Annotated in this window: 10 protein-coding genes; 5 read left to right on the top strand and 5 right to left on the bottom strand. The window is 50.1% G+C overall.

Annotation, left to right across the window (positions count from 1 at the left end; all coding sequences use genetic code 11):
* Nucleotides 1-31: 31 nt before the first annotated feature.
* Entirely contained in the window at nt 32-919 is an 888-nt protein-coding gene (locus tag OSH01_RS11350; RefSeq protein WP_266124225.1) for an NAD(P)-dependent oxidoreductase, read from the top strand.
* 44 nt (nt 920-963) lie between these two features.
* Here the strand turns inward: OSH01_RS11350 and OSH01_RS11345 are convergent, their stop codons facing one another.
* From OSH01_RS11345 to OSH01_RS11330, 4 genes are all read right to left on the bottom strand, one after another.
* The gene (locus OSH01_RS11345; RefSeq protein WP_266124224.1) at nt 964-1,881 is read right to left on the bottom strand and encodes an SMP-30/gluconolactonase/LRE family protein; all 918 of its coding nucleotides are present in this window, start codon (nt 1,879-1,881) and stop codon (nt 964-966) included.
* A gap of 114 nt (nt 1,882-1,995) precedes the next feature.
* Nucleotides 1,996-2,958: a Bug family tripartite tricarboxylate transporter substrate binding protein gene (locus tag OSH01_RS11340; protein WP_266124223.1), complete on the bottom strand. Its 963-nt coding sequence runs from the start codon at nt 2,956-2,958 to the stop codon at nt 1,996-1,998.
* A 37-nt stretch (nt 2,959-2,995) separates the two neighbouring features.
* Nucleotides 2,996-3,934: a hydroxyacid dehydrogenase gene (locus OSH01_RS11335; RefSeq protein ID WP_266124222.1), complete on the bottom strand. Its 939-nt coding sequence runs from the start codon at nt 3,932-3,934 to the stop codon at nt 2,996-2,998.
* The gene (locus OSH01_RS11330) at nt 3,931-4,617 is read right to left on the bottom strand and encodes an RraA family protein (RefSeq protein WP_266124221.1); all 687 of its coding nucleotides are present in this window, start codon (nt 4,615-4,617) and stop codon (nt 3,931-3,933) included. Before OSH01_RS11330 ends, OSH01_RS11335 begins: the two co-directional genes overlap by 4 nt.
* Nucleotides 4,618-4,769: 152 nt before the next feature.
* Between OSH01_RS11330 and OSH01_RS11325 the strand changes: the two genes are divergently transcribed.
* The 4 genes from OSH01_RS11325 (at nt 4,770) to gadC (ending at nt 9,726) form a co-directional block, all read left to right on the top strand.
* The gene (locus tag OSH01_RS11325; protein ID WP_266124220.1) at nt 4,770-5,495 is read left to right on the top strand and encodes an IclR family transcriptional regulator; all 726 of its coding nucleotides are present in this window, start codon (nt 4,770-4,772) and stop codon (nt 5,493-5,495) included.
* Nucleotides 5,496-5,613: 118 nt separating this feature from the next.
* Nucleotides 5,614-6,606 carry a Bug family tripartite tricarboxylate transporter substrate binding protein gene (locus OSH01_RS11320; protein WP_266124219.1) on the top strand — a complete coding sequence of 331 codons (993 nt, stop codon included), beginning with the start codon at nt 5,614-5,616 and terminating at the stop codon, nt 6,604-6,606.
* A gap of 87 nt (nt 6,607-6,693) precedes the next feature.
* Complete coding sequence (locus tag OSH01_RS11315) at nt 6,694-7,890, top strand: serine hydrolase domain-containing protein (protein ID WP_266124218.1); 1,197 nt, start codon at nt 6,694-6,696, stop codon at nt 7,888-7,890.
* A 291-nt stretch (nt 7,891-8,181) separates the two neighbouring features.
* Nucleotides 8,182-9,726, top strand: coding sequence for a glutamate:gamma-aminobutyrate antiporter (gene gadC / locus OSH01_RS11310; protein WP_266124217.1), 1,545 nt, complete (start codon nt 8,182-8,184; stop codon nt 9,724-9,726).
* Nucleotides 9,727-9,879: 153 nt separating this feature from the next.
* Here the strand turns inward: gadC and OSH01_RS11305 are convergent, their stop codons facing one another.
* On the bottom strand, nt 9,880-12,804 hold the full coding sequence (locus OSH01_RS11305; RefSeq protein ID WP_266124216.1) for a xanthine dehydrogenase family protein molybdopterin-binding subunit: 2,925 nt from the start codon (nt 12,802-12,804) through the stop codon (nt 9,880-9,882).
* Between the last annotated feature and the right edge of the window lie 8 nt (nt 12,805-12,812).

Raw genomic sequence — 12,812 nt, 5'->3', positions numbered from 1 at the left:
TTGGCGGTAGAGTTGTGCGCGGAGAAAATGTATGAGCGTAGTAACGTTTGTGGGTCTCGGAGCAATGGGATTCCCCATGGCGCAAAATTTGCTGCAAGCAGGCATGCAAGTGTGCGGGGTAGACTTGTCAGATCAGGCACTTGAACGCTTTGCAGCGGCAGGCGGCAGTGTGGCTAAGTCGGTAGCAGAAGTGCAGCTTGAGAGTGATTTTTTAATCTTGATGGTTATTAATATTGATCAAGCTAAGCAAGTCCTTATGCAGGAGCAGGTTCTAGCAAGGTTAAAACAAGGCTGTACGGTGGTGTTGATGGCAACGTGTCCTAGCCCTGATGTAGCCGCTCTAGGTCAGTATTTGGCTGAACGGGGCATCGCTTTTTTAGATGCTCCAGTATCCGGCGGGGTGGAAGGGGCGAAGGCAGCAAGCCTTACTATTATGGCGGCCGGTGATCGTGCTACCTACGATAAAGCGGTACCCATATTACAACATATGGGGCAACGCTTATTCCACGTAGGGGAGCAGGCGGGGCAGGGCGCGATGGTGAAGACGGTGAATCAGCTTTTATGTGGCGTACATATTGCGGTTTTAGCCGAGGCATTGGCGTTGGCGGCCAAGGTGGGTGTGGATTTGAGCGTGGTACTAGAGATCATGAGTGGTTCCTCTGCCTCGAGCTGGATGCTGCGCGACAGAGGCCCACGTATGATACAAGATGACCCAGAAGTGACTAGCGCCGTCGATATTTTTGTTAAGGATCTAGGCATAGTGCTGCAAACCGGCACCCAAGTGCGCGCCGCTCTACCTATCGCCGCCACCGCCCAACAAATGTTCCTTGCTGCCTCTGGCAGCGGTTTGGCCTTGGCCGACGATAGTCAGGTGATTCAAAGTTATTATGCGTTAAGTGGGGGAAAGGAGAGTAAATAGTTGGTGGTAGAGGGGCTTGCCACTTATTTACCAAAGCGCCGGATTTAGCCTCTTCTTGCGAGCGGGAGTCCGGCTACCTCCATTCGAGTACGTAATATGCGTCCGTTGGTTGAGTCGGTAATATAAAGTTCGGTATTGTCCGGCCCCCCAAAAGCCAAGTTAGTCAGAGACGTCCCTGCATCACCCCGCAAAATAAGTTCAGGTTCAGCGCGCTTGTTAAGTACCCATACATAGCCTAAACCAGGATTGGCTATTAACAGCCGGCCTTGTTGGTCTACTGCCAGGCCATCCGGGCCGCTAGGGCCGTAAGAAGTGAAAAACTGCCCAACTTTGGAAACGCTGCCATCTTTAAGCAGAGGTACTCGCCAAACACAATTGCCGCGTGTTACGGCTACGTATAAAACCTGTTCATCGGCACACAGTGCCACGCCATTAGGGCTGGGAATATTACTTAACAGCAAATCAAGGTGGCCATCGGGACGCAAGCGGTATAGGCGCCCAGTTGGGTCATGTAGGCCGGTTTGACCTTGATCGGTGAAATATATATTGCCCGTTGAGTCTAAAATTAGGTCGTTTACGCCTTTGAAGCGTTCACTATTTCGTCTTTCGAGCAAAGGGGTGATGGAGCCATTACGAATATCCAGCTTTATCAATCCATTTTTGTAATCGGTGATCAGTAAGGTTGTGTCGTCTAAGAACTTCATGCCATTTGGTTCGCCATCGTACTCAGCGACTAAAGACCATATTCCTTGCGGATTAATACAAAAAATTCGGCCCCAGGGAATATCAGTCACATAAAGATTGTGTGCTTTATCAAAGACGGGGCCTTCAAGAAACGAGTCTACGATGGCTCCGCCTCGATTAGCCTCGGCCCAAGCGCTACGCTCGCGCCTACGAAACTGTTCTGGCATGACGCTGAAACACTCAAGTTCGCGTATTTGTGGGGGGAAGGGGTATAACATGAAGAGAGCAAGCCGCAACAAGAGAGTGGATAGGGGCACGCACCGAGTGGATGCGTGCAGTGTCGAAGATTAAGACTGTAGATGGACTAAAGGGGAGGTTATGATCAGCAGCATTTAATCTAGCTTAATATTACCTACTTCAATTACTTGTGCCCATTTTTTGTCCTGTTCCTCTAAAAACTGCGAGAACTCATTCGGGGTTGAGGCTACGGATTGGGCACCTAGGTCTGATAGACGTTTCTTTATGTTTTCACCATTCACCACCTCCACAATGGCGGCATGCAGGGTTTCTTTCACTTGCTCGGGCGTTCCGGCAGGTACAAACATGCCGTTCCATTCATAGGCCTCATAGCCTGGGATAACGGTCTCACTTACTGTCTCCACTTCGGGTAGTAAAGCAGAACGTTCTGGTGAAGAGACCGCTAGGACGCGAAGCTTGCCTGGTGACACTAGAGGGGCGCTGGCTGCTACAGTGGCGAACATAAAATCAACTTGTCCGCCTAATACATCGACAATTGCCGGCCCGCCGCTTTTATAAGGGATATGCTCCATTTCCAGATCAAGCTCTTGGCGGAATAGTTCTGAGGCAAGCCGTTGTACGGTTCCACTTCCTCCCGATGCAAAGTTAAGCTTGCCTGGGTTGGCCTTGGCATCTGCGATAAGATCGTTGACGTCTTTATAAGGGGAGTCATCTCTGACGATCAAGGCATTGGCAGCTAAGAGTACGAGTGAGAGTGGTTCAAGTGCCTTATTGTCGAATGGAAGCTTAGCAAACAAATGCGGGTTAATGGAATAGGGCGTCGCATCGTACAAGATAGTGTATCCGTCGGGTTTGGCGCGCGCTACGTTATTGGCTCCAATCGTGCCACTGGCGCCAGGCCGGTTTTCCACAATTACGTTAGTAGCTAGTTTATCCCCTAGTTCATTAGCTATGAGTCGAGCTACCGTATCGGCAGCACCACCCGGTGAGTAAGGCACGACGATAGTGATAGGCCGCTCAGGGAACGCGGCTTGTGTAACGCTACTGTACGACAGGAATAGGGCAGTAAAAGTCGTCAATAAAGTTCGTGTTTTCATTGGTATCTCCAGTTTATGGTTTTAAGCGACGTGTATGCTAGTAGCTATTAGCGGTGAGCTCTTGATTCAACACGGTAAGGATATTCTTAGCAGCAGCAATACCCATATTTTCATAGGCGGCATTCGTCACGCCTGCGATATGCGGGCTAAGCACGATGGCTGCTTGTTGATGGAAAGGATGTTGCTGGGGCATAGGTTCAGTTTCGAAACTATCTAAACCCGCGCCGCTAACATGTTTGCTGTTGATCGCTTCTAGTAATGCCGCCTCATCGATCAAACCACCTCTAGCTGTGTTGATGATGATGACCCCGGGCTTGCACTGCGCCAGCGTTGTTTTATTAAGCAAATGATGGGTGCTCTCGGTAAGCGGACAGTGAAATGAAATGATGTCTGCTTTTTTCCATAAGGCCTCAAGAGACACTTGCTGTATGTAAGAAGGTAGGTTCTTGGCATACGGGTCGAATCCAATGATCGGCATATCCATGGCGTGAGCCATTTTCGCAAAACGAACCCCGATAGCCCCAAGCCCAACTAGCCCGATAGTCAAGCCGCTGAGCTCCAGGTTCTTGTGGGTTGCTTTGTCCCAATGGCCCTGGTGCATGCGATGATTAAGATACGGAACTGACTTGGCGCATGCCATCAATAACGCTAACGTATGTTCAGCCACGGATGTCGCATTGACTCCAGATGCGGCAACTACCGCAATCCCCAGCGTTTTGGCGGCTTCTTTATCGATGGTATCGGTACCGCTGCCGTGCTTGGAAATCACCTTTAGTGCAGGTGCCGCTGCCATGGCGGCGGCGTTGACCCCGCTATAGCGAACGATGATCGCTACGGGATTATGCTGTTTGCATAACTCCACAATACTCTCTTGGGTGGGCGTTTTTCCCGTATAGATGATGTCATAGTTAGCCAGTAGAGCGCAGGCTTGTTGTGCTAGGTCTGCGCCGGTAACGAGGACCTTGCCTTGTTTCACAATGTCTCTCCGGCTTGGAGCACTCCAGCAGCTTGTAGCGCCGCGGGTAGCCACGTAGCGGTGGTGTCGCCAAGGGCAATCGCTTGCATGCGAGCCGCCTCATCTGCTTCTTTTTTCGCCGCTAAAGGAAGTAGGGAGGGTGCTTTGGAGCGTTCAATCACTACCACACCATCAGCATCGGCAACGATTAAGTCACCGGGATAGACAGTGGCGCCGCCCGCTGAGATGGGGTGATTGATCCGTCCAGGGACGCATTTGGTCGGGCCAGCAGGGTTAAAGCCTGCGCTGAAGACAGGGAAATCTAGGGCAAGAATGTCAAGCCGATCCCGAATCGCACCATCGACCACTACTCCAGCCAAACCTTTTTGCTTACAAGCACTTAACATTAACGTCCCCATCAGCGCGGCAGTTTGGTCTCCTTTTCCATCGATGACGAGAATGTCGCCAGGGCGGGCGAGGGCGATGGCAGCGTGAATCATGAGATTGTCACCTGGGCGGACTTCTACAGTAAACGCTGGGCCTGCTAGTTTCATGTTTTGGTGCACTGGTGCGATGCGAGCGTGCATGGTGCCTCGGCGCCCAGCCACGTCAGCTAAGATGGCAGCCTGATATTTTGATGCTTGTTCAATAACGTCGACGCTGACACGCTCAATGTCACGGATAACTTCGGAAGCTTGGGTCATTAAAGGCTCTCAAGAGAAAGTGATAGTACAGCCCCCTGTTGGGTGGGGGCAGGCTAGTTGCTAGGAGATGGATAATGACGCTATTTTTAAATAATGTTCCGTATAGTACAATTGCCTTTCATTAGACGAGACATGTAGCAAGGAGTGGAACAGTGCCTGAGGAGTTTATAGAGAATTCAGACGATGGGGCGGTTATTTCTGTACGAAGAGCCATGAAAATCTTGCAGGCTTTTGGCTTGACGGATTCCCATTTGTCATTGGCTGAGCTGAGCCGCCGGACGGGTTATCACCGTTCAACCGTCTTACGCATAGCCCGAACCCTGGCTTTGGATGACTATTTAGCCCAGCGCCCTGATGGAACATGGCGTCTTGCCCGGGCGGCAGGGTGGCTTGGAGCATGTTATCAAGCCACTTTTAGTGTGCATGAGGCGGTGGAGCCTCTGTTACGGGAGTTGTCGGACGTGACGGGGGAAAGTGCCACTTTTTATGTGCGTGAAGGCGCTCAACGGATCTGCGTGGCGAGAATGGAGGGAGCTAGGTCAATACGACATCATGTACGCGTGGGGGCTGCATTGCCATTGCATCTAGGAGGACCAGGACGTGTGATTCTGGCTTTTTCTGGTGAGGCGGGCGAGCCGTATGAAAGTATTCGACGCAATGGCTACATGATCTCTCTAGGCGAACGCGATCCAGAAGTGTCGAGTATTTCCGCGCCCGTTTATACGGTGAACTGGAAGTTGCTGGGCGCAGTCTGTATATCAGGGCCTTTGTCGCGTTTGAACGAAGAGCTTTTGAAGCATCATAAGGAGGTCGTCTTAAGTGCAGCGTCACGCTTGTCACGCGCGATGATGGGGGCACAACAAGCATCTCTGTCATAAGTCAAATTTGTTCATTGGGTGAAATGCGTTCCGGCGAGCGGTCGGTTGTTGTGCATAATGAAACGTCGAATTAGAGTACTCCCCATTGCATCATGTTAATTAATGAGGAGACAAACACATGTTCAACTTTATGCATTCTCGCCGGACTTTGCTGGGAGTAGCGCTGTCTGCGGTGGTGGCGTTTACTGGTTCAATAGCCTTCGCTGCTGACAACTTTCCGAGTAAGCCAATCCGAGTCATTGTTCCTTTTCCTGCGGGGGCGGGTACGGATATTATTACGCGTACGGTTACCCAGCATCTGAATGAAAAGAATGGTTGGAGCTTTGTGGTGGAGAACCGTGCCGGAGCAGGGGGCAGTGTAGGAGTGGATGCTGCTGCTAAGGCAAAACCTGACGGCTATACCTTAGTAATGGGTCAAACCAGCAACATGGCCGTCAATCCAAGCTTGTATACCCATCTTAGTTATGACCCCATAGAGGGCTTTGACCCGGTTGTTTTGGTGGCCTCCTCGCCTATCGTGGTGGCAGTATCGGCTGAGTCACGATTTAATAACCTAGCGGAATTAGCTCAAGAGGCCCGAGAGAAGCCCGGTCAAGTCACTATGGGCTTTCCTGGTAGCGGTACGGTGTCGCATTTAACGGGAGGCATGATTCAGAATGCAATGGGCGTAGAAATGCAGAATATTCCTTATAAAGGCGCCGGTCAGGCCATCGTCGATCTGATAGGGGGAAGGATTGATATTTACTTAGGGAGTGTGTCAGCTTTAGTGAGTCATGAGCGTCGTGGCTCGATCAAGATTTTGGGCATTACTTCGGCCTCCCGTTCCACCGAGTTGCCTAATACTCCCACGCTAGCTGAGTCAGGCTATGAGAACTTTGATGCGGTAACTTGGTTTGGTTTTTTGGCTCCTAAGGGCACCCCTAGAGCGATCGTTGAAACACTTAACTTAGAGTTTAATAAGGCTCTGCAACATCCCGACGTCATAGAAAAACTTCAGGTTGAAGGGGGGGATATTCTGGGTGGTACGCCTGAGCAATTTGCACAATTGCTCAAAGAGGAGCTGCCTCGTTGGGCTCAGGTGGTAAAAGACTCTGGTGTCACTGTTGACTAATCGTTCCATACAGTTGGTGTAAGTCGCTGTAGCCACTCAGATGCATGCCGTTTGAGTGGTTGTTTTATTTAATTTATTAGACTCATTATGCGAATGATGCACGGTTTCCCTCCTGAACCGGAGGCACAAGTCACCACCGAAAACTGGCGCCTGCCGCCGCAAAGTCGGTGGGGGTTTTGTAATATGAGGCAGTTATTCCCGACGGCAGGTCTAACTAGATCTTCTTGCCCCTCGCACTTATTGGAGCGTCCAAGTGACTTAGCCCAAGTTTTACTATTAAATCGAGTAGGGGTTGAGCGACCTTTAGATACTATATTAAGAGAGGAGAACACCAACGGGTTTATTGTGTTGCATAAAGGAAAAATCGTCATGGAGTGGTATGACGGTTTTTTAAAAAGTAATACGCTGCACACAGTCCAATCTATTAGTAAGTCTATCGCTGCTCTTGTGGCAGGAATTTTAATAGAAAGAAAATGCTTAAGTGACCAGGCTAACGTCATTGACTATATTCCTGAGCTGGCTCACTCGGGTTTTGGAAGCGCGAAGGTTCGTCATTTACTGGATATGACGACGAGTCTGGCTTTTAACGAAGACTTGGCTGATCCCAATGGTGATTCAGTGAAGTTTAGGTCCGCCACAACTGGTACGCCCAAAAGAGAGGATGTGAAGGTTATTGGCCTGAGAAAGGCCTTGCAGCAAATAGGGCATGGCGGGGGAGCGCATGGTGACAGATTTCATTATGTGACCGCGAATACGGATGTGTTGGGATGGGTACTCGAGCGCGCAAGCGGTCGCCCTTATGTTGAGTTAGTTCAAGAGTTGCTTTGGGATCCGTTAGGGGCAGAGCACGAGGCATGCTTATTACTGGATGTTTACGCCGCGCCTAGGGCGGGAGGCGGTATATCCATGACCCTACGGGATCTCGCACGAGTTGGAGAAATGATACGGTGTATGGGGAGTTTTAATAATCATCAGATCGTACCAAAGCGTTGGTTGCAAGATATGCTTGCTAATGGCGATAAAGAAGCGTGGGCTAGAGGGCCACGTTCTGGGGTGATTAAGGGGCCTTACCGTAGCAATTTTTACTTATTAGGGGCTGGCAATGAGCCGTTGCTAGCCGGTATAGGGTCATATGGGCAGTGGTTGTATGTGGATATTGCTAGGGACACTGTCATTGCACGTTTTGCTTCAGAGTCGGTCGGGACGGATCCTATTCGACTAAGCGACTGGCAGAGGATATTTTATAGTATTGCCTGCCAACTGGACAGTAAGGTTAATTTGTAAAATTTGTTTATAAGCCTAAAATATAGGTTAAGGTAGCTAGGCAAAGTAACAGAGTGATCAATGAGATACATCACGATACTTATGCCTAGGTAGACTTGGTCTCATTGTTCCCTAACTTTACGCTCCGCCACAGAGTCAACAGTAGACAATTTAGTTGGCCAGTTGTGCCTCTAGTTGTTGTTGGGCGTTGACACCTGAGGATGGGGTTAGCTGCCGCTGATTGATTTTTGCAATTAACCTTTAGCGCTGTTTTGCTCTAGGCTCGTGAACAATACTTTGGGTGAGTAAATAATGGCTACTGTAAATGGATCTAACGCAAAAAACCAATTAAGTATGCTTGGTTTTTTCGCTATTACTGCATCAATGGTGATGGCTGTTTATGAATACCCCACCTTTGCAACATCCGGTTTTAGCCTGGTGTTCTTCTTGCTGTTGGGTGGATTGTTATGGTTTATACCCTTAGGACTATGTTCCGCCGAGATGGCTACCGTGGAAGGGTGGCAGGAAGGTGGTGTGTTTGCATGGGTGTCTAATACTCTGGGTGAGCGTTGGGGGTTTGCCGCTATTTCATTTGGCTATCTGCAAATTGCCATTGGGTTTATACCCATGCTGTACTTTGTACTAGGGTGCTTGTCTTATATTTTGAAATGGCCAGAGTTGAATACTAATCCGGTATTAAAAACGATTGGTGGTTTGCTTATTTTGTGGTTTCTGGCTTTTACCCAGTTGGGTGGCACAAAATATACGGCAAAAATTGCGAAAATTGGTTTTTTTGCCGGTATTTTGCTTCCCGCCGGTATTTTGGTTGTATTGGCGATTACCTATTTGAACAGCGGCGCCCCATTGCAAATCGAGATGAACGCTGCCAGCTTTTTCCCTGACTTCACTAAGCTGGGTACGTTGGTTGTTTTCGTTGCCTTTATTTTAAGCTATATGGGCGCTGAAGCTTCTGCCACCCATGTCAACGAGATGAAGAACCCCGGTCGTGACTATCCGATGGCCATTTTTTTGCTGATGATTGCAGCGATTGTCTTGAGTTCCATAGGTGGTTTATCCGTGGCGGCGGTTATTCCACACTCTGAGATCAATTTGTCCGCAGGCGTAATGCAAGCTTTTGAGGTCTTGCTGGGCCAATTCGGACCAGGTGTGGAATGGGCATTTCGCATTGTTGCTACGCTGTTGATGCTAGGGGTATTGGCTGAAGTAGCCTCTTGGATAGTAGGCCCTTCGCGCGGTATGTTGGTGACGGCTCAAAAAGGTTTACTGCCTAAAGCGTTAAGTCGTGTGAACAAAAATGGTGTGCCTGTGGCACTGGTTATGTGCCAGTTATTCATCACTACGGTAGCGTTGACGGTATTTACCAATACCGGTGGCGGCAGCAACATGTCGTTCTTGATTGCTATGTCTCTTACTGTGGTTATTTATTTGTGTAGCTATTTCATGCTGTTCTTGGGCTACATACATTTGGTATGTAAACAGCCAGAACAAAAACGCGAATTCTCGGTGCCTGGTGGTAAAACATTCAAAGTGATTGTGGCTTTGTCGGGGCTTATTGTTTCCCTATTTGCTTTCGTGATTTCGTTTGTGCCACCAAGTGGTTTACCTGGTGCAGACGGTGAAGATGTATACGTGATTAGTTTGCTTATTAGCTTTGTGGTGGTAGTGGCGATTCCATTTATTCTGTACGCTATTCACGATAAAACTGCTAATAAAACGAATGTTCAACTAGAACATATTAAGCATCACAGTATTTCAATCGATCATTTTTTCATTCACCCGCGTGCGCGCAGCACACATCACGTCATTGTAGATGGCGTCAATACTACAGATAAATAGTGGCTATTTATTTGACTGAGCAGGTTCAGTAAATATAGACGTTTGCGTGATCGAGGACACCCCATAGTTTGGTGATTTTGCCAAACTATGGGGTGTTTTTTATGGGGGGTGTCGCCTGCTTATGACTCTGTGAGGTGTCGTGAAGGCGTATAGTTAGTCGAGCGCTTTCTTGATTTTTGCAGGCGTAATGGGGAAGTCGTAAAAACGTTTGCCTACAGCATGAGTGATCGCATTACTAATCGCGGCCACGATAGGAATCATGCCAAGCTCAGCCATACCTTTAGGGGGTGAGGTGTCGGATAATGGAGGGAGGTAATCAGCTGTTTGCGTCCACACGGCGACATCTTTTGCGCGGGGTAGGGTGTAGCGATTGAAGTTCCACGTACCATCGCCAGGGCCATCTTCATACAGAGGTAGTTCTTCCATTAAGGCATGGCCTATGCCCATAGCCGTGCCGCCTTGTAATTGTCCTGAGACCAGTTCAGGCACGATGATGGTACCAGGATCCATAAGGGAGTGATGGTTCATCACTTCTACTTGCCCGGTGAAGGTGTTGACATTTAACTCCACGATGCACGAGGCGGGTGTATAGGTAGTTGGACCTGCGCTGCTTCGCTGTGCGGGCGGGTAAGTGGCACTTTTACGTTTAATAAAGTCGTAGCCGGCTGTTGTCATGCGTTTTTTCAACGCTTCTGGAGCACCGTCGCCGTACTTTAGGGCTAAGGCGTCTATGGGTAGATTGCGTAAGCCTACGCCTGGAATATCGAAGTCTGCACGAGCCCATTCCCAGCGGCTGAAAGTATGCACGGCAACTCCTGCGATCAGTCCCATTTCATGGGCCTTTTTAGCCAGCTGTTCGAAAGGGATTGGCTTCATACCTGCACCGCCTAGTCCGTTGGCGCCGATACGTAGGTCGGAAAATTGCACATCAAAGCTAGATATTGGCCCCCCGCCAGCGCCTTGACTCCAGATAGCCCGAGCTGCGGGCCATAAGGAGTATTCGAGCAAAAAGCGGGCAGCTTGACGTGTTGCAAAACCAATGTAGTACACGCTGGAGGATGAGCTCATATCGGGGATGACGGACGGCACCCAGTAAGGGTCTTTTTTAGAAAACTCGTCTTGTAGTTTTTGATCAGCCCAGGCACTAGTCAGCGGCAGTTCGGGGAATTCGGTGACGCCGAACTGAACCTCGTCGGGGGCCTTCCCTAAGGCCTGCCATACCATGACTTGTTGCGCGGTGGTGGCGCCCGTACCGATTTCTTGAGCGCAATGCCGCATGGTCAATTTACCGTTACTGTCGAATTCCAGCACTAATATACTGGGGTCGCCGCTAGAGCCATAGACTTGCTGCACCTGGGCGAAGCCTACGCCATAGCGTTTTCCTGGGTTGGCTGTGTCAAACTGTGCTTTAGCTTGGTCGCGATTGGTCCATAAAGGATGCCTGGCTGCCAAGTCTAACATTTCTATGATACGGGGGTCACCGGCTTGTACGCCGCCTTGCGTATTTTGCCAACCCTCACGTAAGGCGTTGCGACGACGCAGTTCTATGGGGTCGATGGCCAACTCTTGCGCGATTTCGTCTACCATCACTTCGGTGATCGTCATCGATTGCAGTGAACCAAAGCCGCGCATGGAGCCTGCTTCCACCGCTTGCGTCGCCATTGCGACGGTTGCTAAGTCGGATTTAGGGAAATAGTAGACGGACTGAGCTCCTCGGGCTGCAACGTGAGATACCGCGACGGATAGGTTTTCCCGGCCACCGCCGTTGCAATTATAAAAACCTTTCAGTATGTCGAATTGGCCTGTTTTACGATCGGCCGTGATAGTAACGTCCATTTCAATGGAGTGGCGCTTCATACCCAGTTGGAATTGTTCGTACCGGTTGTTGGCGACTCGTACAGGTATGCCCCCGCTGTAGAGGCAGGCTGCAATCGCGTAGTAGGGGAATACAGAGTAGTCCTTAGAACCATAGCCTACGGTAGAGCCCGTTAGCAGGATAATGCGCTCGACCGGCACCTGAGTATTGCCCTTCACCATGGCCGCTGCTGCGCTGGCCACACCTGCTGGCGATTGAGTGGCAGTGATGATGTGCAGGCTGCGAGTTTCTGAGTCGTACCAAGCGGTGCAGTTGTCGGGCTCCATGGCGCATGGGTCGATGGATTGTGAAAAGCCGTGCCGTTCTAGGACGATTTTGTCTGGATTGCTGCGCGCCTGTTTAATATCCTCAGCGATGAGCATGGCGGCCTCCATGGCTTGTTCCGGTATGCTTGGGTCTAAGGTAGAAGCGTGTAAGGAGTCCTCAAAGCCGCTGCCGCGTTTTCTTTTAATGACTTCAGGCACAAATAGCTCGCGATCCGGTGTAAAGGGAGGCCAGATTACCTCGTTGCCGTGGAAAGCACCTTTGATGGAACCATTTTGAAAGGGCGCGAACTCGGGGGTGTCTTGGGGCGTAGCCCCGCCTATGCGCACGAAACGACCGGCGCCGTAGTTGGCAGGGGGTTTAGTACCAGTAAATGCGCCATATTTCACGACGCTGGCATCAAACTGTAGTGTCCGCTTGGCTTCTTGGAAGCGGTCGAAGTCTTGGTAGAACAAAATGGCGACGGGATGGCCTAAAAGCGGGGCCGTTTCCCCTAGGGGTAGCAAGATATGCTCACCATAAAAGCCGGCTCCCATGCTGTTGGGGGCTTCCAAACCCTTGTCGGCTAAGTCTTTTTGCATCACTAGCTTATCTGGCTGCAAGGTATCACCCAGTATCGAAAGATCTATGCCTTCAAAGCGATGCTCTGCATTGCTGGCTTTAAGCATGAATGCATAGCCTTGCTGCTTGGGCCAACCAGGCAAGTCTTCGGAGCGAAAATCAAAGGCAAAATTCTTTTGGCCGGTTACCTTGCGGACAGCGTCCCAGCGGAACTTGGCTTTGCCGTTACTTGCTATCCAATCGGTAGAGCTAGGGCCAGAATTGACCTCCAGCGCCTGCGCTATTGGTAAACGGCCGAGCAGCAGGGTGATACCCCCTACAGTACCTAGTTTGATGAAATCTCGGCGGGAAAAACCATGATTAGTTGCATTCGACATTGCCTACT

This window comes from Alcaligenes endophyticus (assembly GCF_026344035.1).
Lineage (GTDB): Bacteria > Pseudomonadota > Gammaproteobacteria > Burkholderiales > Burkholderiaceae_B > Alcaligenes > Alcaligenes endophyticus.
This window is presented reverse-complemented; position numbering and strand designations above follow the sequence as displayed.